Source organism: Streptomyces sp. NPDC018000 (assembly GCF_044328025.1).
Lineage (GTDB): Bacteria > Actinomycetota > Actinomycetes > Streptomycetales > Streptomycetaceae > Streptomyces.
This window is the reverse complement of sequence record NZ_JBIRGM010000003.1, coordinates 594,511-619,571: the sequence shown is the minus strand read 5'-3', so window position 1 is coordinate 619,571 and position 25,061 is coordinate 594,511. Positions and strand designations below refer to the sequence as shown.

Below are 25,061 nucleotides of genomic sequence, written 5' to 3'. Positions count from 1 at the left end.
AGACGGAATATTCCGTAGCGAAACAAACCGATAGGATCCGCCTCATGCGCCGTTCCAAAATCGTCTGCACACTCGGTCCCGCCGTCGACTCCCATGAGCAGCTCGTCGCTCTGATCGAGGCGGGCATGAGCGTGGCCCGCTTCAACTTCAGCCACGGCAGCCACGAGGAGCACCAGGGCCGTTACGACCGGGTCCGCAAGGCCGCCGCCGAGGCCGGCCGTGCGGTCGGTGTGCTCGCCGACCTCCAGGGCCCGAAGATCCGCCTGGCGAAGTTCGCGGAGGGCCCTGTCGAGCTGGTCCGCGGGGACGAGTTCACCATCACCGCGGAGGACGTCCCCGGTGACAAGTCGATCTGCGGCACGACCTACAAGGGCCTGCCCGGCGACGTCGCCAAGGGCGACCCGATCCTGATCAACGACGGCAATGTCGAGCTGAAGGTCGTCGCGGTCGAGGGCCCCCAGGTCAAGACCATCGTCATCGAGGGCGGTGTCATCTCCGACCACAAGGGCATCAACCTGCCCGGCGCGGCGGTCAACGTCCCGGCCCTGTCCGAGAAGGACGTCGAGGACCTGCGGTTCGCCCTGCGGATGGGCTGCGACCTGGTGGCGCTCTCCTTCGTGCGGGACGCCAATGACATCAAGGACGTCCACAAGGTGATGGACGAGGTGGGCCGCCGGGTCCCCGTCATCGCCAAGGTCGAGAAGCCGCAGGCCGTCGAGCACATGGAGGGCGTCGTCATGGCGTTCGACGGTGTGATGGTCGCCCGTGGCGACCTGGCCGTCGAGTACCCCCTGGAGAAGGTCCCGATGGTGCAGAAGCGCCTGGTGGAGCTCTGCCGGCGGAACGCCAAGCCGGTCATCGTGGCGACCCAGATGATGGAGTCGATGATCACCAACTCGCGGCCGACCCGCGCCGAGGCGTCCGACGTGGCCAACGCGATCCTGGACGGTGCGGACGCGGTCATGCTGTCGGCCGAGTCCAGCGTGGGCGCGTATCCGATCGAGACGGTCAAGACGATGTCGAAGATCGTCGTCGCCGCCGAGCAGGAGTTGCTCTCCAAGGGCCTCCAGCCGCTGGTACCGGGCAAGAAGCCCCGTACCCAGGGCGGTTCGGTGGCCCGTGCCGCCTGCGAGATCGCGGACTTCCTGAACGGCAAGGCGCTGGTCGCCTTCACCAAGTCCGGTGACACGGCCCGCCGCCTCTCCCGCTACCGCGCCGCGCAGCCCATCCTGGCCTTCACCACGGACGAGTCCACCCGCAACCAGCTCGCCCTGAGCTGGGGCGTCGAGGCCCACGTCGTACCGCACGTGGACAACACGGACGCGATGGTGAACCTGGTCGACGCGGAACTCCTCAAGCTGGACCGCTACAACGAGGGCGACACGATGGTCATCACGGCCGGCTCGCCCCCCGGCATCCCGGGCACGACGAACATGGTGCGGGTGCACCATGTGGGGGGCGGGGCGCGCGACTGACGCGGCGGCAGCCGTACGGCAAAACTGTGGGCCGCACTCCTCCCGGAGTGCGGCCCACAGCGCTCTGTGCGGCTCCCGAACGGGTCGGTGTCTGCTAGCTGTTGCCGCCGGTGAAGTAGTTGTGCAACCCCGGCACCGTGAGCGTGCCGCCGAACTGGCCGGCCTGGGTCACCTTGACCTTGGTGAAGAAGGCGAAGGGTACGTTCAGCGGCGGCGGTGTCTGCGGGCTGAACGTGACCGGGATGAGGCCGAAGAGATTACCCTTCAGCTCCTCCGTGTACATGGTCACCGTGCCGTCGCGGATGGTGGACGTGAAACCCTTCCGCGCCTGCACATGGCCGGTGGTGCCGGCCGGTCCGACCGTCAGCTGGTGAAGGTCCTTGATGTCGATGGAGCTCGCGGTGAACTTCAGCACCTTCTTGATGGTGCCGTCGTACGTCTTCACCTCGACGATGCCCTCGTAGTCGAGCCCGTTCAGGGTGAGCAGCGAACTTTCCAGGATCCAAGGATCGGTGGGAAGCAGCGGCATGCCCGTCTCCAGGTCGGCCGCGGCCAGGGCCTCGGGGTCGGCCGTCGGGCACGGGAAGCGCGGCTTGGCGCCGTCCGGGATGTCCTCGTCCTTCTTGGCGTCGAGCCCCTTGGCGCTGTCGTCGAGCTCCTCGACCGACGCGTCGGCCTTCTCCGCGGCCTCGCGGATGGCGGCGGCGGTCTTGTCGGCCGTCTCCTTCGCGGCCGCGTCGCCCGTGGGCTTCACCGCGGACTTCTCCGCCGGCTTCTCCGCGGCCTTCTCCGCCGGCTCGGCGGCGTCGCTCGCCGATGGCTTCGGGGACGCGGTGGTGGCGCTCGGGGACGGGCTCGCCGTCGCCTTGTCCGGTCCGTGGAGGATGTCCCTGAGTGCGTCGCCGACGCCCAGCGGGTCGAGCGGGTTGCTCGACTTCGTAGGCGTGGGTGTGGGCGAGGAGCTCGGCGAGACGGCGGCCGGTGCGTCGGCGGCCTTCGCCTCCGGCTTCGCCACGTCGCTCGTGGACGGGGTCGCCGAGGGCTCCGGTGTCGTCGTGTCGCCCTCGTCACCGGAGTCGGTGGCGGAGGGAGACGGGGACGGCGACTTGGTCTTCGACGCGGACGGGGAGGGCGACTCGCTCGGCTCGTCGGAGCGGGTCACACAGGGGCCGGGCGCGAAGGGGATGTCCGAACTGTCGTCAGCCAGCGCGAGCTTGGGGGTGAGCCCCATGCCCACGAAGACGGCCGTCGGCATCGCGGCAAGTGCGAATGCCTTGCCCGCGGGTATGTGCAGCTTCGTCAACAACGACTTCCTGGGGGCCGCGTGGCGCGGTCCGCTTCTCGTCCGGAGGTCCTCCCCGGTCGAGTTCAGCTGCGTCTCGTCACCCCGCACGATGCCCCCCGCCGTCGACCTCAACTGTCGTGTCGTACTGCTCCGGCTGCTGCTGGGGCACCACCGCCGTGCTGTGGAACTCGGGTTCGGGCTCCTGCTTCCCGAAACCGGCATCCTGGGACGTCCGGCCTTCCGCACCGGCATCCGCCGCATCGGGCTTCGGCTCGCCCGGGGCCCAGGAGATGGAGAGCGCTCCACCGAGCAGGGCGAACAGGAAGCCGATCAGGAATCCGCCGATGTTGGCGACCGGAATGGAGATCAGCGCCAGCAGGATCGCGGCAACTCCGGCGAACACTCTCACGATGTGGTGGAACCACATCGTGAGGCCCAGCGTGATCAGCAGGACCCCGATGATCAGCGATCCCGCACCGGCGGTCGTGGACATCGCCAGCGTGACGTTGCCGAGATGCATGTTGGCGTACGGGAAGTACGCGATGGGCAGACCACCCACCATGGTGAACAGGCCCGCCCAGAACGGCCGGTCACCCCGCCAGGTTCGGAATCCCCGCCGGAAGACGCGGAGGTAGTGCTCGTTCTGCCCTGTGGACTCGGGGCTCATGGAAAACAGCTCCCTGGAACCGGTACTGCTGTGAGAAGAGAAAGGGCGGGCGGCCGGAGGTCCGTGGCGGGCACCCCGGCCACCCTGGGCAAGTGCCCTAGTAGCAAGGCTCGTTGCCAGACTTCAGCCGCAAGCTCAGGTTGCTGAGCTTGAAGGTGCCGGCGGTGGTCGCCCACGCCCTCTGCCGCACGTTGGTCAGCTTGGCCACTTCGGCGCGCTGCGCGAAGCCGTCCTCGTTCGCCTGGGTGCGAGGCTGGATGCCTATCGACTTAGGGTCTTCCGGGTTCTTCTTGAGGGAACCCGCGGCAACACCGATGTCGATGTTCCTGAACGAGGCGTCCGCGTCGAGCTCGGCGATGTCCAGGTACAGGTTGGTCGCCTTGACCGGCGTCTTCGTACCCGCGTTCAGCACCAGCGTGACAGTGCCGAGACCGAACGGAAGGTTCGGAGTGACCACCGACTGGCACATGTTGGTGATCTCGGCATCGCTGAAGCCGGACACGGCCACGGCGTGTGCCCCGTTCTTGCCCTCGGGGTCCCTGCCTGTGGCCACGCTGCCGTACTGCACGAAGTTGTGGCCGACGAGGCTATCCGCACGTACCTTGAAGTCCTGGCCGGACACGCTGAACGACGCCGCGAGGGCGCCCTGCGCGAGCCCGACGCCGATGGCGGCGGTCGCGGCGACGCTCGGCACCATGACCAGAGCGAAGCGCTTCCATCTGGTACCGCCACGAACCTGGGAACTCATAAATTTTCCTCCTTCTCGGACGTACATCTCCGGTACGGGTCTTGGCCCGTCCTGGGATGGGAGAAGTGCTACGTCCTCGGAAAGGAGAGCGCCCGCGTACGGAGGCAGGAACCGCGTCCGAATCACCGGCGATCACCCCCGAGCGACAACCACTGGCCACGCGTTCGCGCAACCTTTTCGGACAGGCCCTGCCCGGACGGCAGGAACCCCCCTGTCCGGAGCCGGCTCCACTGCCGCCGACCCACTCGGTGGGGACCCAACTGGGCCGCCGCCCGAACTGGCAGCCGGGCTGGCGTTATTGGACCGAGCGTGGCCGATCGTGGTGCATTCCCGCCCGTGGCACAAGGGGTTCGTTACTCGCTAGTAACGACCCGATAACCGATGCGTGACCGGGGAGTACCGCCCAGCCACACAGGGTGGCGCCGAACGGAAGGACGAAAGGGTGAATCGGGGTCCATATGCGGACAGATCCCGAGGGGTGCTTTACTGCGAGTAACAGGGCGTACTCTTATCAAGATTTGGTAAAGCAAGGTCGCCGCTTATCGCGTGTTCGCGAAAACGGCCGCGGCACCCCGACGGGTGCCGCGGCCGCGTTGTCACATCAGAACAAAACGCGCGCCAGCGCCGTACGCGCGGCGCCGACCCGCGGATCATCGGGGCCGATCACCTCGAACAGCTCCAGCAGCCGCAGCCGCGCCGTGTCCCGGTCGTCGCCGAAAGTGCGGCGTACCGTTTCGACGAGCCGCCCGAAGGCGTCCTCGACATGGCCGCCGACCAGATCCAGATCGGCGGCGGCGAGCTGCGCCGTGACATCGGCCGGCTTCTCCGCGGCGTCCTCGCGGACCTGCTGCGGGTCCATGTCCTTGACCCGGGCGAGCAGTTCGGCCTGGGCGAGACCGAGCTTGGCCTCCGTGTTGGCCGGGTCGTCGGACAGGACGTTCTTGTACGCCTGGATGGCACCGGCGAAGTCACTGGCGTCCAGGGCCTGTACGGCCGCTTCGAGCAGGGCGTCGTACGGTCCGGCGGGCGCCTCGGCCGGAGCCTGGGCGGCTCCCTCGGCAGCGGCCGCGTCCTGGTCGACCACGATTCCGGTGAGCCCGAACCGCTCCTCGCCGACCTGGATCAGCTGGTCGAGCGTCTCCCGGATCTGGGCCTCGGGGGCCACGCCCTGGAAGAGCGGGAGGGCCTGCCCGGCGACGACCGCGAAGACCGCCGGGATGCCCTGGATGCCGAACTGCTGCATCAGCATCTGATTGGCGTCGACATCGATCTTGGCCAGGACGAAGCGGCCGTTGTACTCATGGGCCAGGCGCTCCAGGAGCGGCCCCAGCTGCTTGCACGGCTCGCACCACTCGGCCCAGAAGTCGATGACGACCGGGACCTCGGCGGAGCGCTGCAGGACATCGTTCTCGAAGCCCGCCTCATCGACATCGATCACCAGGGCGGACGGCGACACGGCACCGCCACCACCCTGCCGGGCGGCCTCGGCGCGGGCCTGCTCCGCCTTCACCTTGGCCTCGCCGGCCGCTTTCACCGCGGCGAGGTCGACGACGCCGCTCATGGACATGTTCCTAGGCTGCATACGTACATCCTCCCCCCTTGGCGCACCGATACGGAAAGCGATACGGGAACCGCACCCGTCCGCGGTCCCCGCCGGTGTGCGGGGGCACGGACGGAAGCGGTCCGAGGGCCCCTGAAAGACCCGTTTCGGCGCCGGGTCCCCACCCGGTGCCTGTGGCTGTCGTTCGGTTGTGGCGTCACGACGGCATGACCACCGCCTTTACGCTACGGGTCGTAGCGTAACTTCCCTGCGCCCTTCGCGCACAAGTGCGTTCGGTGATCTGTCTCACCGTTCGGTGATCTGTCTCACGGTGAGCGCGACCGGCCGGCTCTACTTACTGACCGGTATGGTCACGGCATGCTGAGCCGCAGCCACCCCAAACCCCCTCGAACGGGACGTCCGCGCAGTGCCGCGGCCGATGAGGCGATCCTGGAGGCGACCAGAGCCTCCCTGGTCGATCTCGGCTGGTCGAAGCTGACGATGGGCGATGTGGCGACGCGGGCCGGGGTCGCCAAGACGACCCTGTACCGGCGGTGGGCGGGCAAGAACGAGCTGGTCGTGGACGCCGTCGCGGTCCTGTTCGACGAGCTGGAACTGCCTGATCTGGGCAGCCTGTCGGCCGATGTGCAGGCGGTGGTGCTGCAGTTCGCCGCACTGCTGGAGCGGCCGGAGACCCAGACGGCGCTGATGGCGGTGGTCGCGGAGTCGACCCGCGACGAGGCGCTGCGGACCCGGATCCGCGACTCGATCGTGGAGCGGCAGAAGCGACTGGTGCTTCAGGGGCGTCAACGGGCCCAGGAACGCGGCGAGTTGCCCGTCGAGCAGGACGAGGCCGTGGCGGCGACGACCGCCGATCTGATCTTCGATGTAATCGCCGGCGCGGTCGTGCACCGGGCCCTGGTGAGCGCCGAGCCCGTCGATGCCGACTGGGCCCGGCGCTTCACCGTGCTGCTGCTCGCGGGGCTGGGGTCGGCGGCCTCCACATAGCGGGGCGGGCTGGAGCCGCGGGGCGCGGCCCGGCCCGGGGCGACCAGCCGGTACGCCCGGTCCGGGGCCGTCAGCCCGACCGTCAGAAGCCGGGCGGCTCCGTGTAGGTGCCCCACTCGTCGCGCAGGACCCCGCAGATCTCACCGAGCGTCGCCTCGGCCCGTACCGCGTCGAGCATCGGCCCGATCATGTTGGAGCCGTCGCGGGCGGCGGCCAGCATCGCGTCCAGCGCCGACTTGACCCGTGCGTCGTCGCGGGCGTCCTTGCGGCTGCCGAGCACCCGGACCTGCTCGCGCTCGACCTCGTGGCTGACCCGCAGGATCTCCAGGTCGCCGGTGACCGAGCCGTGGTGGACATTGACGCCGACGACGCGCTTGTCGCCCTTCTCCAGCGACTGCTGGTACCGGAAGGCGGACTCGGCGATCTCGCCGGTGAACCAGCCGTCCTCGATGCCGCGCAGGATGCCGGAGGTGATGGGCCCGATGGGGTGCTGCCCGTCCGGGTGGGCCCGGGTGCCGCGCTCCTTGATCTGGTCGAAGATCTTCTCGGCGTCGGCCTCGATCCGGTCGGTGAGCTGCTCGACGTACCAGGAACCGCCCAGCGGGTCGGCCACATTGGCGACGCCGGTCTCCTCCATCAGCACCTGCTGGGTGCGCAGCGCGATCTCGGCGGCCTGCTCGGAGGGGAGCGCGAGGGTCTCGTCGAGGGCGTTGGTGTGCAGCGAGTTGGTGCCGCCGAGGACCGCGGAGAGCGCCTCGACCGCCGTCCTCACGACGTTGTTGTACGGCTGCTGGGCGGTGAGCGAGACACCGGCGGTCTGGGTGTGGAAGCGGAGCCACTGCGCCTTGTCGGTCTTCGCGCCGTACGTCTCCTTCATCCAGCGGGCCCAGATCCGGCGGGCCGCGCGGAATTTGGCGATCTCCTCGAAGAAGTCGAGGTGCGCGTCGAAGAAGAAGGAGAGACCGGGCGCGAAGGTGTCGACGTCCAGCCCGCGGGAGAGGCCGAGTTCCACATAGCCGAAGCCGTCGGCGAGGGTGTACGCGAGTTCCTGCGCGGCCGTCGCCCCGGCCTCGCGGATGTGGTACCCGGAGACGGAGAGCGGCTTGTAGGCGGGGATGTCGCGGGCGCAGTGCTCCATCAGGTCGCCGATGAGGCGCAGATGGGGCTCGGGCTGGAAGAGCCACTCCTTCTGCGCGATGTACTCCTTGAAGATGTCGGTCTGGAGCGTGCCGTTGAGCACGCCCGGGTCGACGCCCTGGCGCTCGGCGGCGACCAGGTACATGCAGAAGACGGGGACGGCCGGTCCGCTGATGGTCATGGACGTCGTGACGTCGCCGAGGGGGATGTCCTTGAAGAGGACCTCCATGTCGGCGGCGGAGTCGATGGCCACGCCGCAGTGCCCGACCTCGCCGAGCGAGCGGGGGTCGTCGGAGTCGCGGCCCATCAGCGTCGGCATGTCGAAGGCGACGCTGAGCCCGCCGCCGCCCGCGGCGAGGATCATCTTGTAGCGCTCGTTGGTCTGCTCGGCGTTGCCGAAGCCGGCGAACTGGCGGATGGTCCAGGTCCGGCCGCGGTAGCCGGTCGGGTAGAGCCCCCGGGTGAAGGGGTACTCGCCGGGCCAGCCGATCCGCTCGAATCCCTCGTACGTGTCCCCGGGGCGGGGGCCGTACGCGGGTTCCACGGGGTCTCCGGAGAGTGTGGTGAAGTCCGCGTCTCGCTTGCGGGCCTTGTCGTAACGGGCCTGCCAGCGGCGGCGGCCTTCCTCGATCGCGTCAGCGTCCATACCATCGAATTTACTAGGACGTCCTAGTAAATGTCGATGGCAAACCGCCCGGTGCTTCGCACGGGGCGGTTCGGGTGGTGCGGGCCGGGCCGGGCCTGGGTGGCTCAGGCCTTGACGGTGACGGGAGAACCGTCGGCAACCAGCGGCTCGACCTCGCGGACGACCTTGCGCTCGACGAAGAACGCGGCCGTCGGGATGGTGCCGGAGATCAACACCCAGAGCAGCTTGCCCATCGGCCACTTCGCCTTGGAGCCCAGGTCGAAGGCGAAGATCAGGTAGATGATGTAGAGCACGCCATGGATCTGGGAGACGACGAGCGTCAGGTCCTCACCCTTGTCGAAGCCGTACTTGAAAACCATGCAGGTGCAGAGCACCAGCAACATGACTGCGGTGACGTAGGCCATCACCCGGTACCGGGTCAGCACACTGCGTTTCATGGCATCGAGCCTAACCGGACGTCCGGGGCGATCTTGCAGCGGGCCGGACCTCGAAATGGTGTCCTACGACTCCTCGAAATCCCCCGCCGCCACCCGCAGGGGTCTGAGCATGGCGAAGATCTCCGCGCACTCCTCGGCGTCGTACACCCCGAGCCCGAACTCCATGCCGACCAGGTCCCTGGTCGCCGCCTCGACGACCTCGCGGCCCTTGCCGGTGATGGAGGCGAGGGTTCCGCGGCCGTCGTTCGGGTTGGGGCGCTTGGCGACCAGGCCGGAGCGCACCAGTCGGTCCACGGTGTTCGTGACGGAGGTGGGGTGGACCATGAGCCGCTCACCGATCTTGGACATCGGCAGCTCACCGACCTTCGAGAAGGCGAGCAGCACCAGTGCCTCGTACCGGGCGAAGGTCAGTCCGTACGGTTTGACGACCGCGTCGACCTCGGCGAGCAGGATCTGCTGTGCGCGCATGATCGAGGTGATCGCCCCCATCGAGGGCACCGGACCCCAGCGCTGCCGCCAGAGTTCGTCGGCGCGGGCGATGGGATCGAAGGGGAGACTGAGCGGCTTCGGCACGGCATCGACCTTACCCATTGGTCATATGCCGGTCAGCCCTGTCTCGAACTTCGGTCCGAATACGGTCGGTGGGTACTGTTCTCCATCCGGCGCGCGGGAGCGGGACGAGCCCCCGGCCGGGTGGGGCCGGGGGCTCGTCGGATCACGTGAACGGGCGGGGTGTCAGGTCGCGACGCCCAGCGGGCTGACCGAGAACGCGACGATCACGCGCTGACCACGCCTTCCCTGCGGGCGCGGGCGGCGATGACACCGTCGGCCTCGTAGCGCTTGAGCACCTTGTCGCCGTACAGCCCGCCGAACGGCACCAGGGCGAGCAGGAAGAAGAACGCGATGCGCTTCAGCGGCCACTTGGTCTTGGACCAGACGTCGAGGAGCAGGACGGAGTAGATCACGAAGAGCACGCCGTGGATGATGCCGAGCGGCATCATCAGGAAGTCGATGTCCGAGACCCGGCTGAGGATCGAGCCAAAGATGATCAGCGCCGGGAAGGAGAGCGCCTCGGGAATCGAGATGAGGCGCAGCCGGTGCAGGGCGGTAGCGGTCTTGATGTCCACAAGGGCACCTTCGGTGGGAGGATCGTGACAGCTTGTGAATAGAGGCACAAGCGAAACCCATTGTGGCATCGGCGGCTGCGGCACTCGGTGGCGGGGGCGGCATGTGTCGCGAAACGTCCCGCCCCGCCGCCGCGTGCGCCGCCCGCCTCCGTCCCGTACCGGATGCGTGTCGGGGACGGTTCGGGGTGCCGGTTCCTCACCGGGGCTCTGTCCCGGCAGGCTGACTGCCGCTACCGTCACTCTGTGGCAATGTTCCGACTCCAAGGCAGCAGAACGCTCGCCGTCGACCTGACCGGCGACGCCGTCAAGGCGAAGAATGGCTCGATGGTCGCGTACGACGGCCGGATGACGTTCAAGAAGATGACCGGTGGCGGCGACGGCCTGCGCGGCATGGTGACCCGCCGGCTGACCGGCGAGCAGATGACCGTGATGGAGGTGAAGGGGCAGGGCACCTGCTACTTCGCCGACCGCGCGAGCGAGATCAGCCTCGTCTCGCTGCACGGTGACAAGCTCTACGTCGAGGCGAGCAATCTGCTCTGCACCGACGCCGGGCTGCGCACCGGCACCACCTTCACCGGCCTGCGCGGCGGGGCGAGCGGCAACGGCCTGTTCACTACCACCGTCGAGGGCACCGGTCAGGCGGCGATCATGTCGGACGGTTCGGCGGTGGCGCTGCGGGTCTCGGCCCAGTACCCGTTGTTCGTCGACCCGGGCGCCTACGTCGCCCATCAGGGCAATCTGCAACAGCACCTCCAGTCCGGGGTGAATTTCCGGACGCTGATGGGCGAGGGATCGGGCGAGTCCTTCCAGATCCGGTTCGAGGGCGAGGGTCTCGTCTACGTCCAGCCGAGCGAGCGGAACACCATCGGGGGCGACGTCTGATGCCGTTCCGTGAGATCAACTCGAAGATGGTCGAGGCGACGGTGCTCCCCGGCCAGAAGATGTACAGCCAGCGCGGCGCGATGCTCGCGTACCGCGGCGACGTGTCGTTCACGCCGAACATCCAGGGCGGCCAGGGCGGCGTGATGTCGATGATCGGCCGCCGGGTGGCCAATGAGGCGGCTCCGCTGATGACGGTGGAAGGCAACGGAACGGTGATGTTCGGCCACGGCGGCCATCACATCCAGGTGATCAACCTGTCCGGCGACACCCTGTACGTGGAGGCCGACCGGCTGCTCGCCTTCGACGGCACGCTGCAGCAGGGCACGATGTTCATGGGTTCGCAGGGCGGAGTGATGGGCATGGTGCGCGGCCAGGTGACCGGGCAGGGGCTGTTCACCACGACCCTCAAGGGTCATGGCGCGGTCGCGGTGATGGCGCACGGCGGCGTGATCGAGCTGCCGATCACGCCGGGCCGCGAGGTGCATGTGGACCCGCAGGCGTATGTCGCCCACCACGGCGACGTACGCAACAAGCTCTCCACCGCGCTCGGCTGGCGGGACATGGTGGGACGCGGCTCCGGCGAGGCGTTCCAGCTGGAGCTGAGCGGCAGCGGCGCGGTGTACGTCCAGACCTCGGAGGAGAAGCTGTGAGCACGCCCGTGGTCTTCGACCCGATGACGCTGCCGTCGGACGACAACGTCAACTCGTACACCTTCTGCGTGGAGCTCAAGGGGAGCCAGTGGTTCCTGCAGAAGGGCAAGATGATCGCCTATTACGGGCGGATCGAGTTCAACGGCATCGGCCACGGCAGCTTCGAGCGACTGCTCCGTACCAGCTTCCACTCGCCGCTGCACGCGAGCGACTGGGTGGTGGCCGAGGGCAGCGGCAAGATGCTCCTCGCCGACCGGGCCTTCGATGTGAACTCCTACGACCTGGACGACGGAAATCTGACCATCCGGTCCGGCAACCTCCTCGCCTACCAGCCGACGCTGGCGCTCAAGCAGTCCATCGTGCCGGGCTTTCTGACGCTGATCGGTACGGGGAAGTTCGTGGCCGCGTCCAACGGTCCGGTGGTCTTCATGGAGCCCCCGCTGCGCGTCGATCCGCAGGCCCTGGTCGGCTGGGCGGACTGTCCCTCGCCGTGCCACCACTACGACCACGGCTATATGACGGGGGTGCTGGGCGGGCTGCGGTCGATCACGGGCGTGGGCGGCACCTCGGGCGAGGAGCACCAGTTCGAGTTCGTCGGGGCGGGCACGGTGCTGCTCCAGTCGACCGAGATCCTGATGCCCGAGCAGCCGACGGGGGCGACGTCGGCGCAGACGGGGGTGCCGGGTGGTGCGGGTCAACCTGGCTCCACACCCCGTCTGCCGGGTCAGCTCGGGGACCTCCAACGCCGCTTCGGTTTGTGAGCGGTAGTCTGCGGAGTGTGACGTCAAGCGTCTGCACACCGCGGCCGAGCCCGTCTTCGAGCGGCTGCCGGACGTCACACATCCCGACCTCGTCCGGCTTTCAACTTCTTAGGTAGAATCCACATATGGAGACCGAGACGGCCACTCGCTGGCTGAACGAAGCGGAGCAGTGCGCCTGGCGTACCCACCTGGACGTCAGCAGGCTGCTGATGCACCAACTGGAGAAGGACCTCCAGCCGTTCGGCCTGACCAACAACGACTACGAGATCCTGGTCAACCTCTCGGAGTCGGACGACCAGCGCATGCGGATGAGCGACCTCGCCGCCGCGACGCTGCAGTCCAAGAGCAGGCTCTCGCACCAGATCACCCGCATGGAGAGCGCGGGACTGGTCCGCAGGGAGAACTGCGAGTCCGACCGGCGCGGACTGTACGCGGTCCTCACCGAGGACGGTGCCGAGACGATGCGGAAGGTGGCGCCGCACCATGTGGCGTCGGTGCGCAAGCACTTCATGGACCTGTTGACGCCGGAGGCACTGGCGGACCTGCGCGCGGCGCTGGCCCCGGTCGCGGACCATCTGCGGGGGCGCCGCGGCAAGGTGTGACCTGCGGGGCGGGGTGGCGTTCAGCCGGTACCCGGCAGCCACAGCTCGAACCGCGCGCCGCCCTCCGGCGCCGTGTCCACCGTCAGCCGGCCGCCGTGCCGCACCACGACGTCACGGGCGATGGCCAGACCGAGACCGGCGCCGCCCTCGTCCCGGGTACGGGCCTCGTCGAGGCGTACGAAACGTTCGAAGATCCGCTCACGCTCCTCCGGCGGCACCCCTGCCCCGTCGTCGGTGACCGCGACGACCACGCCGCCCCGCTCCCCACGCACCGAGACCGTCACAGTGCTGCGCGCATGGCGCTCGGCGTTGTCCAGCAGATTGCCGATGACCCGCGCCAACTGCCCACGCGAACCGGCCGTTTCGAAAGCTCCGGAGTCCGGCACGGACACCGCCACCGGAAGCCGGTCGCCGGTGCGCTGCGAGACCTCCTCATGGACCAGCGCGCCCAGGTCCAGCGTCGTACGGCCCGGCCGCTCCCCCGCGTCCAGCCGGGCCAGCAGCAGCAGATCGGCCGCCAGCGCCTGCAGCCGTACGGTGTCGGCGACCGCGCCCGGCACGTCCAGCAGCTCCGGATGCGCGGCGCCCACCTCCAGCTGGGTGCGCAGGGAGGCGATCGGGCTGCGCAGTTCGTGCGAGGCGTCCGCCACGAAACGCCGCTGCCGGTCCACCGATGCCTCAAGGGCCCTCAGGGTCTCGTTGGTGGTACGGGCCAGCCGGGCGATCTCGTCGCGCGAACCGGGTTCCGGCACCCGCCGGCTCAGATCCTCGGACGCGGTGATCGCGGCCATCTCGCGGCGGATGCCCTCGACCGGGCGCAGCGCCCGCCGGGTCACCAGCCAGGTCACCCCGGCGACGACGAGCAGCAGCACCGGCAGCCCGATCAGCATCGACCCGCGCACCGTGCTCACGGCCTCCTGCTCGGCGGCCAGCGGGGCGCCCGCGTGGACGGTCAGGGTCACCCCGGCGGAGGTGGTCGCCTGCACGGACGCGAAGCGGTAGTCGGCCGTGTCGCCGTCGACGGTGGCGGTGCCGTTGCTGAAGTCCGGGTCACCGGAGTCGACTTCACCGCGTCCGGGGGTGCTGTGACCGCCGTTGCCGTCGTCCGCGTGGTCATCGTCCCCGTGGTCATCGCTTCCGTCGTCGCCGCCGTTGCCGCCGGACTTCCCGGCGGCCGTTGACGGGGCCGGGGTGACCTGATCCGTACCGGTGCCCGAGATCGCCTGAAGGTCCTTGGAGACGGCCACGACGCGGTCGTGCTCGTCGGTCACCTGGACCGGATGGTCCTCCTCCTCGCGCATCTCCAGCCGGTCGTACGGCACGTCGAGGGCCAGCTGCCCGGCCACCTCGCGGGCCACCACCTCGGCCTGCAGCCCCGCCTGGTCGGTGAGGTTGGCGCGCAGGACGAGGAGTACGGCCAGCCCGGCGCCGATCAGTGCCACGGCCACCACCGCCGTGGCTCCGAGCGCGGCCCTGGCCCGTACCGACCTCACAGCGCTTCCAGCCGGTAACCGGCACCGCGCACCGTACGGATGGCCGCGGCGCCGAGCTTGCGCCGCAGCGCGCTGACATAGACCTCGACGATGTTCGGGTCGCCGTCGTAGGCGAAGTCCCAGACGTGTTCCAGGATGTCCGCCTTGCTCACCACCTGCCCCGCCCGCAGCGCCAGCTGTTCCAGTACGGCGAACTCCTTGGTGGTGAGGGCGATTTCGGCCGGGCCGAGGTGCACCCGGCGGGCGGCGGTGTCCATGCGCAGGGAGCCGACGGTGACCACCGGCGAGCGGGAGCCGCCACCCCGCCGCCGCAGCAGCGCCCTGATCCTGGCCACCAGCACCACGTACGAGAAAGGCTTGGTCAGGTAGTCGTCGGCCCCGGTGTCCAGGCCCTCCGCCTCGTCGTACTCCCCGTCCTTCGCCGTCAGCATCAGGATGGGCACCTCCTGGCCGGCGGCACGCAGGGCGGCGCAGACCCGGTAGCCGTTCATCCCGGGCAGCATGATGTCGAGGACGACGAGGTCGTACGCTCCCTCGGCGGCCCGGTGCAGCCCTTCAAGGCCGTCGTGCACGACGTCCACGGCGAAACCCTCGGCGGTGAGCCCCCCGGCCAGGGACATCGCCAGCCGCCGCTCGTCCTCCACGATCAACAGACGCATAGCTCCAGGGTCCCAAACCGAACCTGAAGACGGCTTCAGGTGGCTTCAGGCTGCGCTCAGCATCACCCCGGCAAGGTGGTCCATGCCGAAACCGGCCACCCGATCAGGGAGGAACCCATGAAGCGAAAGATCGTCATCGCCGCCGTCACCACGGCCGTGCTCGTCGGCGGCGGCGCCACAGCCGTCGCCTTCGCGGACGACGACAGCCACGACAACGACACCAGGAGCAGCGCGGCGAGCGGCAGCACCGCCCGCGTCGGTGTCGAGGACGCGGTCGCGGCCGCCGTCAAGGCCGTCCCGGGGACGGTCACCGAGGCCGAGCTGGAGGACGAGGACGGCGGGCTGGTCTGGGAGGTCGATGTGTACGGTTCCGACAAGGCCTGGCACGACGTGACGGTGGACGCGGGCGACGGCAAGGTGCTCGGCAAGCACGTCTCGGACGATGACGACGACCACGACCGGCAGGCGCCCGGATCCGCCCCCGTGTCGCTGAACGCGGCGGTCGACGCCGCGCTGAAGGCGGCGCCCGGGACGGTGACATCGGTCGACCTGGACGACGGCGACGACCGGAGCGGCGGAGCGCCGCTCTGGGAGGTCGACGTCCGGGGCAAGGACGGCAAGCAGCACGAGCTGGACGTCGACGCGAAGACGGGCACGGTGACGGCGGACCGGGTGGACGACGACCACGGCCGGGACGAGGACCACGAGGGCGACGACTGAGGCCCGGCCCGGGGGTCGGCCTGGGGGCGGGCGATTCCGGCTGAACGGTGCCCGGGGCGCGACCCGCACGCCGCCCCGGGCACCGTCCGGTCAGGCCTCGGTGAGTCCCGCCACGAGCTCGTCCGCCGCCGCGTACGGGTCGAGGCTCCCCGCCACGATGCGTTCGGCGAGCGCGCCGATGTGGCGGTCGCCGTGCAGATCGCCGATGCGCTCACGCAGCCGTGTGACGGCGATCGTCTCGACCTCGTGGGCCGCACGGGCCATGCGCCGATCGGCGAGAACTCCGTGTTCCTCCATCCACGCCCGGTGCTTCTCCAGCGCCTCGACGACCTCGTCGATGCCCTCGCCCCGGGCGGCGACCGTCTTCACGATCGGCGGCCGCCAGTCGCCGGGGCCGCGGGACTCGCCGAGGCCCAGCATGTGGTTGAGCTCGCGCGCTGTGGCGTCCGCGCCGTCCCGGTCGGCCTTGTTGACGACGTACACATCGCCGATCTCCAGGATTCCGGCCTTCGCCGCCTGGATGCCGTCGCCCATGCCGGGCGCCAACAGGACGACGGAGGTGTCGGCCTGGGAGGCGATCTCCACCTCCGACTGGCCGACGCCGACCGTCTCCACCAGGATCACCTCGCAGCCTGCGGCGTCCAGTACCCGGATCGCCTGCGGTGCCGACCAGGCGAGGCCGCCCAGGTGCCCGCGAGTGGCCATGGAGCGGATGTAGACGCCCGGGTCGGAGGCGTGCTCCGACATTCGTACCCGGTCGCCGAGGAGCGCCCCTCCGGAGAAGGGCGAGGACGGGTCGACGGCCAGGACGCCGACCCGCTTGCCGGCCCGCCGGTACGCCGAGACCAGCGCCGACGTCGATGTCGACTTGCCGACACCGGGTGAGCCGGTCAGGCCGACGACGTACGCGTTGCCCGTCAGCGGCGCCAGGGCCGCCATCACCTCGCGCAGCTGCGGCGACGCCCCCTCCACCAGGGAGATGAGCCGGGCCACGGCCCGCGGCCGGCCCGCACGGGCCTGCTCGACCAGGGTGGGGACGTCCACCATCACCGCTCCGTTCACTCGCTGCGTGCTCTACGTGTACTACTACGTACTGCTTGCCCGGGCCGTTCCTACTTGGGGACGCGGATGATCAGTGCGTCGCCCTGACCGCCGCCGCCGCACAGCGCCGCCGCACCGATGCCACCGCCGCGCCGCTTCAGCTCCAGCGCCAGGTGCAGCACCACACGGGCGCCGGACATGCCGATCGGGTGCCCCAGCGCGATGGCGCCGCCGTTGACATTCACCTTGTCCGAGGTGACGCCGAGATCCTTCATCGACTGGACGGCGACCGCCGCGAACGCCTCGTTGATCTCGATGAGGTCGAGGTCCGCAACCTCCAGGCCGTCCTTCTTCAGGGCGTGCTTGATGGCGTTGGACGGCTGCGACTGGAGCGAGTTGTCCGGGCCCGCCACGTTGCCGTGGGCGCCGATCTCGGCGATCCAGTCCAGGCCCAGCTCCTCGGCCTTGGTCCTGCTCATCACGACGACCGCGGCGGCGCCGTCGGAGATCTGCGACGAGGTGCCCGCGGTGATCGTGCCGTCCTTAGTGAAGGCCGGGCGCAGCTTGCCGAGGGACTCCGCAGTCGTCTCCGGGCGGATGCCCTCGTCCTTGGAGAAGAGGACCGGGTCGCCCTTGCGCTGCGGGATCTCGACCGGGGTGATCTCGGCCTCGAAGACGGCGTTCTTCTGGGCGGCGGCGGCGCGCTGGTGGGAGAGGGCGCCGATCTCGTCCTGTTCGGCGCGGTTCAGACCCAGACGGGTGTTGTGCTTCTCGGTGGACTCACCCATCGGGATGTTCTCGTAGGCGTCGGTCAGACCGTCGTACGCCATGGAGTCGAGCATCTCGATCGCACCGTACTTGTAGCCCTCGCGGGACTTCGGGAGCAGGTGCGGGGCATTCGTCATGGACTCCTGGCCACCGGCGACGACCACGTCGAACTCACCCGCGCGGATCAGCTGGTCGGCGAGCGCGATCGCGTCGAGTCCGGACAGGCACACCTTGTTGACGGTGAGCGCGGGGACGTTCATCGGGATGCCCGCCTTGACCGCGGCCTGGCGTGCCGGCATCTGGCCCGCACCGGCCTGCAGCACCTGGCCCATGATCACGTACTCGACCTGGTCGCCGCCGATGCCGGCCCGGTCCAGCGCGGCCTTGATGGCGAAGCCGCCGAGATCGGCCCCGGAGAAACTCTTCAGCGAGCCGAGGAGGCGGCCCATGGGCGTACGCGCGCCCGCGACGATCACTGAGGTGGTACCAGTCGTTCCAGACATGAGGCGCAGCCCCTTGGGATTAGGAGTGAACGAGGGTTTACACGAATGTACTGAGCGGTACCTCGCCCGTCATCCGGCAGCGAGTGTGATGGCGCGCACGTTGCGTAACCATCGGTGGAGCGCTGCACTGGTTGCATGCTGACGCGAATCGACCACATCGGGATCGCCTGTTTCGACCTCGACAAGACCGTCGAGTTCTACCGCTCGACCTACGGGTTCGAGGTGTTCCACTCCGAGATCAATGAGGAGCAGGGCGTACGGGAGGCCATGCTCAAGATCAACGATACGTCCGACGGCGGTGCTTCCTACCTCCAGCTGCTGGAGCCGACCCGGGAGGACTCGGCCGTGGGCAAGTGGCTGGCGAAGAACGGGGAGGGTGTCCATCACATCGCCTTCGGCACCGCGGACGTCGACGCCGACGCGGCGGACATCCGGGAGAAGGGGATCAGGGTGCTGTACGACGAGCCCAGGACCGGGTCGATGGGGTCGCGGATCACCTTCCTGCACCCCAAGGACTGCCACGGCGTCCTCACCGAACTGGTCACCTCAGCAGCGGAGCACTGACCTCCGGATACCTGGCCCGGTAGAGTGGGCTGTTCCGGGCCGGGGCCGGGTCGGGGCCGCACCGCGTCCGCAGCCGTTGATCTGCCACCATTCCCCGGGAGACCGTTCACCGGCGAACGGTACTCGTTGGAGAGTTGCGACCAGGGTTGGGGTCTCCCCTGCTCGAACGAAGTTGAGAGCTCGGGGAAGGATGGGACCGCGCAGTGCGGGGCTACGAACGCCAGGAGAGCCACCGAGCTGAAGTCGACCATCTCTCGCGGTTCGAGGCCGAGATGGACCGGCTGAAGACCGACCGGGAGAAGGCCGTCCAGCACGCCGAGGACCTCGGTTACCAGGTCGAGGTCTTGCGCGCCAAGCTGCACGAGGCTCGGCGCAATCTCGCGACCCGTCCCGCCTACGACAGCGCGGACATCGGCTACCAGACCGAGCAGTTGCTCCGTAATGCCCAGATCCAGGCCGAACAGCTGCGGACCGACGCCGAGCGGGAGCTCCGTGACGCCCGTGCGCAGACGCAGCGGATCCTCCAGGAGCACGCCGAGCACCAGGCGCGGCTCCAGGCCGAGCTGCACAACGAGGCCGTGCAGCGGCGCCAGCAGCTCGACCAGGAGCTGGCCGAGCGGCGCCAGACCGTCGAGGCCCATGTCAACGAGAACGTCGCCTGGGCCGAGCAGCTCAGGGCCAGGACCGAGTCCCAGGCGCGCCGGCTGCTGGACGAGTCCAGGGCCGAGGCCGATCAGTCCCTGGCGGCCGCTCGCGCCGCGGCGGGCCGGCTGGCGGACGAGACCCGGCAGCGGCTCGGCTCCGAGGCGGAGTCGGCCCGTGCCGAGGCCGAGACGATCCTGCTGCGCGCCCGCAAGGACGCCGAGCGGCTGCTGAACGCCGCCTCCAGCCAGGCGCAGGAGGCCACCAGCCACGCCGAGCAGCTGCGTGCGGCGACGACGGCCGAGACCGAACAGACCCGGCAGCAGACCGCCGAGCTGAACCGAGCCGCCGAGCAGCGCATGCAGGAGGCCGAGACCCAGCTGCGCGAGGCCCGCCTGGCGGCCGAGAAGGTCACCGCCGAGGCGAAGGAGGCCGCCGTCAAGCGGCTGGCCGCCGCCGAGTCGCAGAACGAGCAGCGCACCCGTACGGCCAAGTCGGAGATCGCCCGGCTGGTCGGCGAGGCCACCAAGGACGCCGAGTCGCTCAAGGCGGAGGCCGAGCAGGCACTCGCCGATGCCCGTGCCGAGGCGGACCGGCTGAAGTCGGAGGCGGCCGAGAAGGCCCGCACCGCGGCCGCCGAGGACGCCGCTGCCCAGCTCGCCAAGGCAGCCAGGGCCGCCGAGGAGGTGCTGACCAAGGCGTCCGACGACGCGAAGTCCACCACCAGGGCGGCGAGCGAGGAGGCCGACCGGATCCGCAGCGAGGCGGAGGCCGAGGCGGACCGGCTGCGCGGCGAGGCCGCGGAGCAGGCCGATCAGCTCAAGGGCGCGGCCAAGGACGACACCAAGGAGTACCGGGCCAAGACGGTCGAGCTGCAGGAGGAGGCGCGCAGGCTGCGCGGCGAGGCCGAGCAGCTGCGCTCCGAGGCGGTCTCCGAGGGCGAGCGGATCCGTGGCGAGGCCCGCCGCGAGGCCGTCCAGCAGATCGAGGAAGGCGCGAAGACCGCCGAGGAGCTGCTGTCCAAGGCGAAGGCCGACGCGGAGGAGCTGCGCGGCACCGCGGGCGCGGAGAGCGAGCGGGTCCGTACCGAAGCGGCCGAGCGCGCCACCACGCTGCGCAAGCAGGCCGAGGAGGCCCTGGAGCGCGCCCGAGCCGAGGCCGAGCAGCTGCGTACGGAGTCCGAGGAGCAGGCCCGGTCCACCACCACCGCGGCCGAGCAGGCGGCGGCGGAGCTGCGCGAGGAGACCGGGCGTACGGTCGCGGCCCAGCAGGCGGAGGCGGCCGAGGAGCTGGCCCGGCTGCACACCGAGGCCGAGACCAAGGTCACCACCGCCGAGCAGGCGCTCACGGACGCGCGCGCCGAGGCGGAGCGCATCCGGCGCGAGACGAACGAGGAGTCCGAGCGGCTGCGCGCGGAGGCCGCCGAGCGGCTGCGGGCACTGCGGGAACAGGCGGAGACCGAGGCGGAGCGGCTGCGCGACGAGGCCGTGGCGGATGCCTCGCAGTCGCGTGCGGAGGGCGAGTCCGTCGCCGTACGGCTGCGCAGCGAGGCGGCGGCCGAGGCGGAGCGGCTCAAGTCCGAGGCGCAGGAGAGCGCCGACCGGGTGCGTTCCGAGGCCGCTGCCGCCGCGGAGCGGGTGAGTACGGAGGCCGCCGAGGCGCTGGCCGCCGCTCAGGAGGAGGCGAACCGGCGCCGCCGTGAGGCCGAGGAGACCCTCGACGCTGCGCGCGCCGAGGCGAATCAGGAGCGCGAGCGGGCCCGCGAGCAGAGCGAGGAGCTCCTCGCCTCCGCCCGCAAGCGGGTCGAGCAGGCGCAGGCCGAGGCGCAGCGTCTGGTCGAGGAGGCGGACAGCCGGGCGACCGAGCTGGTCTCCGCGGCCGAGCAGACAGCCCAGCAGGTACGGGATTCGGTCAGCGGGCTGCAGGAGCAGGCCGAGGAGGAGATCGCCGGGCTGCGCTCCGCCGCCGAGCATGTCGCGGAGCGGACGAAGTCCGAGGCGCAGGAGGAGGCGGACCGGGTCCGCTCCGACGCGCACGCGGAGCGGGAGCGGGCCGGCGAGGACGCGAGCCGGATCCGCCGGGAGGCGCAGGAGGAGTCCGAGGCCGCGAAGGCGATGGCCGAGCGGACCGTCTCCGATGCGATCGCCGAGTCGGAGCGGCTGCGCGCGGACACCGCCGAGTACAGCCAGCGGATGCGTACCGAGGCCTCCGACGCGCTGGCCTCGGCCGAGCAGGACGCGGCGCGCAGCCGGGCCGAGGCCCGTGAGGACGCCAACCGGATGCGTTCCGATGCCGCGGTCCAGGCCGACCGGCTGGTGGGTGAGGCGAAGAGCGAGGCCGAGCGGATCCGCACGGAGTCGACGCAGCAGGCCACCCAGCTCGTCGACGAGGCGACGCAGAAGGCCACGCAGCTCGGCGAGGAGGCGACACAGCAGGCGACCCTGCTGGTCGACGAGGCGACGCAGCAGGCAGCACGGGTGGCGGACGATGCCGCGGACGAGGCCGAGCGGCTGCGCGCGAAGGCGGCGGCCACCGTCGCCTCCGCACAGGAGCACGCGGCCCGCACCCGCGAGGAGTCGGAGCACGTACGCGCCGACGCGGAGGCGGCGGCCGAGCAGATGCGTGCTGAGGCCCGCGAGGAGGCGGACCGGCTGCTCGACGAGGCGCGGGAGGCCGCGGCGAAGCGCCGTGCCGATGCCGCCGAGCAGGCGGACCAGCTCATCGAAAAGGCCCAGGAGGAGGCGCTGCGCGCCGCCACCGAGGCCGAGGAGCAGGCCGACACGATGGTCGGCGCGGCCCGCAATGAGGCCGTGCGGATCACCTCGGAGGCGACCGTCGAGGGCAACTCCCTGGTGGAGCGCGCCCGTACGGACGCGGATGAGCTGCTGGTCGGCGCGCGCCGGGACGCCACGGCCATCCGGGAGCGTGCCGAGGAGCTCAGGACCCGGATCGAGAGCGAGATCGAGGAGCTGCACGACCGGGCCCGGCGGGAGACCTCCGAGCAGATGAAGACGGCGGGCGAGCGTGTCGACAAGCTGATGAAGGCGGCGACCGAGCAGCGCGACGAGTCGGCGGCCAAGGCCAAGGAGCTGCTGGCGGACGCGAATTCAGAGGCGAGCAAGGTCCGGATCGCCGCGGTGAAGCGGGCCGAGTCGCTGCTGAAGGAGGCCGAGCAGAAGAAGGCCACGGTGGTCCGCGAGGCCGAGAAGCTGCGGGCCGACGCCCAGGCCGAGGCGAAGCGCACGGTGGACGAGGGCAAGCGCGAGCTCGATCTGCTGGTGCGTCGGCGCGAGGACATCAACACCGAAATCTCCCGTGTCCAGGACGTGTTGGAGGCGTTGGAGTCGTTCGAGACACCGACGGCCGGCAGCAAGGGCGCGGGGGGCGGCTCCGCCAATGGCGTCAAGGCCGGGGCCTCAGCGGGCAATCGATCGAACGGCAAGTCGTCCGATGGGTAGCCGCCCGGTCATCTCCCGTGCCTCGTCAAGGACGTTCAAACCCCCGAGTGGCAAGAGTTGCGGGGGCCGGCCACTCAAAAGGGGTGTCATTCTCCAGATCAAACGGGCATCCGCTCGATGACACGCCGCCATGGCCCCTAGGATTCCCTCTAACACCTCACCGGTCTCATTCGACAGGAATTTCATGAGCGACCCTTCCTCCCCCTTCGGCTTCGAGCTCGTGCGACGTGGATACGACCGCGGTCAGGTGGATGACCGCATTACCAAGCTCGTCGCCGACCGTGACAGTGCTCTCACCCGCATCACGTCTCTGGAAAAGCGCATCGAGGAGCTCCACCTCGAAACGCAGAGCGCCCAGGCCCAGGTGAGCGACGCGGAGCCGTCGTACGCCGGTCTCGGTGCACGCGTGGAGAAGATTCTCCGTCTGGCCGAGGAGGAGGCGAAGGAGCTGCGTGAGGAGGCCCGTCGCTCGGCCGAGCAGCACCGTGAGCTCGCCGAGTCGGCCGCCCAGCAGGTGCGCAACGACGCCGAGACGTTCGCCGCCGAGCGCAAGGCGAAGGCCGAGGACGAGGGCGTCCGCATCGTTGAGAAGGCCAAGGGTGAGGCCGGTACGCTGCGTGCGGACGCCCAGAAGGACGCCGCGCAGAAGCGCGAGGAGGCGGACGCCCTCTTCGAGGAGACCCGCGCCAAGGCCGCCCAGGCCGCTGCGGACTTCGAGACCAACCTGGCCAAGCGCCGCGACCAGTCGGAGCGCGACCTCGCGTCCCGTCAGGCCAAGGCCGAGAAGCGCCTCGCCGAGATCGAGCACCGCGCCGAGCAGCTCCGCCTGGAGGCCGAGAAGCTCCGTACGGACGCCGAGCGCCGGGCCCGTCAGACGGTGGAGACCGCGCAGCGCCAGTCCGAGGACATCGTGGCCGACGCGAACGCCAAGGCCGACCGGATCCGCAGCGAATCGGAGCGCGAGCTGGCGGCGCTCACCAACCGCCGCGACTCGATCAACGCCCAGCTGACCAACGTCCGCGAGATGCTGGCGACGCTGACCGGCGCCGCGGTGGCCGCCGCCGGCTCCTCCGCCGACGACGAGCCGGTCACCCGCGGGGTCCCGGCTCAGCAGGGCCGCTGACCCCGGCGTATTGCAGCTGTACCCCTTGTGCGCCCGGTGCCGCCCCTGTGGTGGCGCCGGGCGCGCGGCCGTTCTAGCGTGAACGCATGATCGAGCTTGTTGGTCTCACCAAGCGCTTTGGCAACAAGGTTGCCGTCGACCGGCTTTCATGCCGCGTCAGCCCTGGAATGGTGACGGGCTTTCTGGGCCCCAACGGGGCGGGCAAATCCACGACGATGCGGATGATGCTCGATCTCGACAACCCGACCAGCGGTACGGTGCGCATCAACGGCAAGCACTACCGCGACCTGGAAGAACCCCTCAAGTACATCGGGGCGCTCCTGGACGCGAAGTCGATGCACGGCGGACGCAGCGCGTACAGCAATCTGCTCTGTCTCGCGCAGAGCAATCGCATCCCGCGGAGCCGGATCGCGGAGGTGCTGGACACCGTCGGTCTGAGCGCGGTGGCGAAGAAGAAGTCGAAGGGTTTCTCCCTCGGTATGAGCCAGCGGCTCGGCATCGCGGCGGCGCTGCTCGGCGACCCGCAGGTGCTGCTCTTCGACGAGCCCGTCAACGGTCTCGACCCCGAGGGAATTCACTGGATCCGCACTCTGATGAAGTCGCTCGCCGCGGAAGGCCGGACGATCTTCGTCTCCTCGCATCTGATGAGCGAAATGGCACTCACCGCGGACCATCTGATCGTGATCGGCCAGGGCCGGCTGCTCGCCGACACCTCGATGGCCGACTTCATCCACCAGAACTCCCGCAGTTATGTGCGGCTGCGCTCCCCGCAGCAGGAGCGGCTGCGGGATGTGCTGCACGAGGAGGGCCTGATCGTGGTCGAGACGGGCAGCGGCACGCTGGAGATCGACGGCGCCACCACCGAGGCGCTGGGCGATCTCGCCGCCCGGCATCAGATCGTGCTGCACGAGCTGAGCTCCCAGCGGGCCTCCCTGGAGGAAGCGTTCATGCAGATGACGGCGGACTCCGTGGAGTACCACGCGCACTCGGAGCCCGGTGAGGCACCGCCGCCCGTGGGACCGCACTGGGGCGACCAGTGGAACCAGCGGATCGCCGCCGGTACGGCCGTGAACGGCACGCCGGGTGCAGCCGGCACCTCCGGCACCGTCAAGGGGGCGTGACGAC

At 69.8% G+C, this 25,061-nt stretch carries 23 protein-coding genes; 11 read left to right on the top strand and 12 right to left on the bottom strand.

Annotation, left to right across the window (positions count from 1 at the left end):
- Nucleotides 1-44: 44 nt before the first annotated feature.
- Nucleotides 45-1,475: a pyruvate kinase gene (gene pyk / locus ACH4EW_RS11275; RefSeq protein ID WP_398254497.1), complete on the top strand. Its 1,431-nt coding sequence runs from the start codon at nt 45-47 to the stop codon at nt 1,473-1,475.
- A 94-nt stretch (nt 1,476-1,569) separates the two neighbouring features.
- On the opposite strand, the gene ACH4EW_RS11270 is transcribed toward pyk, so the two are convergent.
- From ACH4EW_RS11270 to ACH4EW_RS11255, 4 genes are all read right to left on the bottom strand, one after another.
- Nucleotides 1,570-2,868, bottom strand: a complete 1,299-nt coding sequence (locus ACH4EW_RS11270; protein ID WP_398254495.1) for a hypothetical protein — start codon at nt 2,866-2,868, stop codon at nt 1,570-1,572.
- Entirely contained in the window at nt 2,858-3,427 is a 570-nt protein-coding gene (locus ACH4EW_RS11265) for a DUF6114 domain-containing protein (protein ID WP_398254492.1), read from the bottom strand. Before ACH4EW_RS11265 ends, ACH4EW_RS11270 begins: the two co-directional genes overlap by 11 nt.
- Nucleotides 3,428-3,524: 97 nt before the next feature.
- Entirely contained in the window at nt 3,525-4,175 is a 651-nt protein-coding gene (locus ACH4EW_RS11260) for a DUF6230 family protein (protein ID WP_398254490.1), read from the bottom strand.
- 601 nt (nt 4,176-4,776) lie between these two features.
- Nucleotides 4,777-5,757: a tetratricopeptide repeat protein gene (locus ACH4EW_RS11255; RefSeq protein ID WP_398254488.1), complete on the bottom strand. Its 981-nt coding sequence runs from the start codon at nt 5,755-5,757 to the stop codon at nt 4,777-4,779.
- Between the two features lie 336 nt (nt 5,758-6,093).
- On the opposite strand from ACH4EW_RS11255, the gene ACH4EW_RS11250 reads away from it, so the two are divergent.
- Entirely contained in the window at nt 6,094-6,723 is a 630-nt protein-coding gene (locus ACH4EW_RS11250; RefSeq protein WP_398254485.1) for a TetR/AcrR family transcriptional regulator, read from the top strand.
- 82 nt (nt 6,724-6,805) lie between these two features.
- On the opposite strand, the gene ACH4EW_RS11245 is transcribed toward ACH4EW_RS11250, so the two are convergent.
- From ACH4EW_RS11245 to ACH4EW_RS11230, 4 genes are all read right to left on the bottom strand, one after another.
- Nucleotides 6,806-8,506 (bottom strand): methylmalonyl-CoA mutase, encoded by a 1,701-nt coding sequence (locus ACH4EW_RS11245; RefSeq protein WP_398254483.1) that lies wholly within the window; start codon nt 8,504-8,506, stop codon nt 6,806-6,808.
- Nucleotides 8,507-8,610: 104 nt separating this feature from the next.
- The gene (locus tag ACH4EW_RS11240; RefSeq protein WP_398254480.1) at nt 8,611-8,943 is read right to left on the bottom strand and encodes a DUF3817 domain-containing protein; all 333 of its coding nucleotides are present in this window, start codon (nt 8,941-8,943) and stop codon (nt 8,611-8,613) included.
- A gap of 63 nt (nt 8,944-9,006) precedes the next feature.
- Nucleotides 9,007-9,516 (bottom strand): MarR family winged helix-turn-helix transcriptional regulator, encoded by a 510-nt coding sequence (locus ACH4EW_RS11235; protein ID WP_398254478.1) that lies wholly within the window; start codon nt 9,514-9,516, stop codon nt 9,007-9,009.
- 203 nt (nt 9,517-9,719) lie between these two features.
- A complete protein-coding gene (locus ACH4EW_RS11230; protein WP_398254475.1) occupies nt 9,720-10,070 on the bottom strand; it encodes a DUF3817 domain-containing protein in 351 nt (116 codons plus the stop codon).
- Nucleotides 10,071-10,319: 249 nt separating this feature from the next.
- Here ACH4EW_RS11230 and ACH4EW_RS11225 point away from each other — a divergent pair, with 249 nt between their 5' ends.
- From ACH4EW_RS11225 to ACH4EW_RS11210, 4 genes are all read left to right on the top strand, one after another.
- Nucleotides 10,320-10,952, top strand: a complete 633-nt coding sequence (locus tag ACH4EW_RS11225; RefSeq protein ID WP_398254473.1) for an AIM24 family protein — start codon at nt 10,320-10,322, stop codon at nt 10,950-10,952.
- A complete protein-coding gene (locus ACH4EW_RS11220; RefSeq protein ID WP_398254470.1) occupies nt 10,952-11,602 on the top strand; it encodes an AIM24 family protein in 651 nt (216 codons plus the stop codon). The genes ACH4EW_RS11225 and ACH4EW_RS11220 overlap by 1 nt, the downstream gene beginning before the upstream one ends.
- Nucleotides 11,599-12,363 (top strand): AIM24 family protein, encoded by a 765-nt coding sequence (locus ACH4EW_RS11215; protein WP_398254468.1) that lies wholly within the window; start codon nt 11,599-11,601, stop codon nt 12,361-12,363. Before ACH4EW_RS11220 ends, ACH4EW_RS11215 begins: the two co-directional genes overlap by 4 nt.
- Before the next feature lie 125 nt (nt 12,364-12,488).
- Nucleotides 12,489-12,965, top strand: coding sequence for a MarR family winged helix-turn-helix transcriptional regulator (locus ACH4EW_RS11210; protein ID WP_398254466.1), 477 nt, complete (start codon nt 12,489-12,491; stop codon nt 12,963-12,965).
- Between the two features lie 20 nt (nt 12,966-12,985).
- Here ACH4EW_RS11210 and ACH4EW_RS11205 read toward each other — a convergent pair whose 3' ends face one another.
- Both ACH4EW_RS11205 and ACH4EW_RS11200 read right to left on the bottom strand, forming a co-directional pair.
- Nucleotides 12,986-14,458, bottom strand: coding sequence for an ATP-binding protein (locus tag ACH4EW_RS11205; RefSeq protein WP_398254463.1), 1,473 nt, complete (start codon nt 14,456-14,458; stop codon nt 12,986-12,988).
- The gene (locus ACH4EW_RS11200) at nt 14,455-15,117 is read right to left on the bottom strand and encodes a response regulator transcription factor (protein ID WP_398254461.1); all 663 of its coding nucleotides are present in this window, start codon (nt 15,115-15,117) and stop codon (nt 14,455-14,457) included. The genes ACH4EW_RS11205 and ACH4EW_RS11200 overlap by 4 nt, the downstream gene beginning before the upstream one ends.
- A 117-nt stretch (nt 15,118-15,234) precedes the next feature.
- Here ACH4EW_RS11200 and ACH4EW_RS11195 point away from each other — a divergent pair, with 117 nt between their 5' ends.
- On the top strand, nt 15,235-15,837 hold the full coding sequence (locus ACH4EW_RS11195; RefSeq protein ID WP_398254458.1) for a PepSY domain-containing protein: 603 nt from the start codon (nt 15,235-15,237) through the stop codon (nt 15,835-15,837).
- A 90-nt stretch (nt 15,838-15,927) separates the two neighbouring features.
- Here the strand turns inward: ACH4EW_RS11195 and meaB are convergent, their stop codons facing one another.
- Together meaB and ACH4EW_RS11185 are read right to left on the bottom strand one after the other, a co-directional pair.
- Entirely contained in the window at nt 15,928-16,884 is a 957-nt protein-coding gene (gene meaB, locus ACH4EW_RS11190) for a methylmalonyl Co-A mutase-associated GTPase MeaB (protein WP_398254456.1), read from the bottom strand.
- A 65-nt stretch (nt 16,885-16,949) separates the two neighbouring features.
- Nucleotides 16,950-18,149, bottom strand: a complete 1,200-nt coding sequence (locus ACH4EW_RS11185) for an acetyl-CoA C-acetyltransferase (protein ID WP_398254453.1) — start codon at nt 18,147-18,149, stop codon at nt 16,950-16,952.
- Nucleotides 18,150-18,284: 135 nt separating this feature from the next.
- Here ACH4EW_RS11185 and mce point away from each other — a divergent pair, with 135 nt between their 5' ends.
- The 4 genes from mce (at nt 18,285) to ACH4EW_RS11165 (ending at nt 25,057) form a co-directional block, all read left to right on the top strand.
- Nucleotides 18,285-18,713, top strand: coding sequence for a methylmalonyl-CoA epimerase (mce, locus tag ACH4EW_RS11180; protein ID WP_398254450.1), 429 nt, complete (start codon nt 18,285-18,287; stop codon nt 18,711-18,713).
- Nucleotides 18,714-18,916: 203 nt separating this feature from the next.
- Nucleotides 18,917-22,813 (top strand): polarized growth protein Scy, encoded by a 3,897-nt coding sequence (gene scy, locus ACH4EW_RS11175; protein ID WP_398254448.1) that lies wholly within the window; start codon nt 18,917-18,919, stop codon nt 22,811-22,813.
- Between the two features lie 184 nt (nt 22,814-22,997).
- The gene (locus ACH4EW_RS11170; RefSeq protein WP_398254445.1) at nt 22,998-23,936 is read left to right on the top strand and encodes a cellulose-binding protein; all 939 of its coding nucleotides are present in this window, start codon (nt 22,998-23,000) and stop codon (nt 23,934-23,936) included.
- An 86-nt stretch (nt 23,937-24,022) separates the two neighbouring features.
- Nucleotides 24,023-25,057 (top strand): ATP-binding cassette domain-containing protein, encoded by a 1,035-nt coding sequence (locus tag ACH4EW_RS11165; protein WP_398254442.1) that lies wholly within the window; start codon nt 24,023-24,025, stop codon nt 25,055-25,057.
- The last annotated feature ends 4 nt before the right edge of the window (nt 25,058-25,061 follow it).

Coding starts and splice junctions, on each gene's coding strand:
- ACH4EW_RS11195 (WP_398254458.1), top strand. CDS start 15,235: ATGAAGCGAAAGATCGTCATCGCCGCCGTCACCACGGCCGTGCTCGTC.
- ACH4EW_RS11265 (WP_398254492.1), bottom strand. CDS start 3,427: ATGAGCCCCGAGTCCACAGGGCAGAACGAGCACTACCTCCGCGTCTTC.
- ACH4EW_RS11165 (WP_398254442.1), top strand. CDS start 24,023: ATGATCGAGCTTGTTGGTCTCACCAAGCGCTTTGGCAACAAGGTTGCC.
- meaB (WP_398254456.1), bottom strand. CDS start 16,884: ATGGTGGACGTCCCCACCCTGGTCGAGCAGGCCCGTGCGGGCCGGCCG.
- ACH4EW_RS11200 (WP_398254461.1), bottom strand. CDS start 15,117: ATGCGTCTGTTGATCGTGGAGGACGAGCGGCGGCTGGCGATGTCCCTG.
- ACH4EW_RS11255 (WP_398254488.1), bottom strand. CDS start 5,757: ATGCAGCCTAGGAACATGTCCATGAGCGGCGTCGTCGACCTCGCCGCG.
- pyk (WP_398254497.1), top strand. CDS start 45: ATGCGCCGTTCCAAAATCGTCTGCACACTCGGTCCCGCCGTCGACTCC.
- ACH4EW_RS11220 (WP_398254470.1), top strand. CDS start 10,952: ATGCCGTTCCGTGAGATCAACTCGAAGATGGTCGAGGCGACGGTGCTC.
- mce (WP_398254450.1), top strand. CDS start 18,285: ATGCTGACGCGAATCGACCACATCGGGATCGCCTGTTTCGACCTCGAC.
- ACH4EW_RS11245 (WP_398254483.1), bottom strand. CDS start 8,506: ATGGACGCTGACGCGATCGAGGAAGGCCGCCGCCGCTGGCAGGCCCGT.
- ACH4EW_RS11240 (WP_398254480.1), bottom strand. CDS start 8,943: ATGAAACGCAGTGTGCTGACCCGGTACCGGGTGATGGCCTACGTCACC.
- ACH4EW_RS11210 (WP_398254466.1), top strand. CDS start 12,489: ATGGAGACCGAGACGGCCACTCGCTGGCTGAACGAAGCGGAGCAGTGC.
- ACH4EW_RS11250 (WP_398254485.1), top strand. CDS start 6,094: ATGCTGAGCCGCAGCCACCCCAAACCCCCTCGAACGGGACGTCCGCGC.
- ACH4EW_RS11225 (WP_398254473.1), top strand. CDS start 10,320: ATGTTCCGACTCCAAGGCAGCAGAACGCTCGCCGTCGACCTGACCGGC.
- ACH4EW_RS11185 (WP_398254453.1), bottom strand. CDS start 18,149: ATGTCTGGAACGACTGGTACCACCTCAGTGATCGTCGCGGGCGCGCGT.
- ACH4EW_RS11260 (WP_398254490.1), bottom strand. CDS start 4,175: ATGAGTTCCCAGGTTCGTGGCGGTACCAGATGGAAGCGCTTCGCTCTG.
- ACH4EW_RS11170 (WP_398254445.1), top strand. CDS start 22,998: ATGAGCGACCCTTCCTCCCCCTTCGGCTTCGAGCTCGTGCGACGTGGA.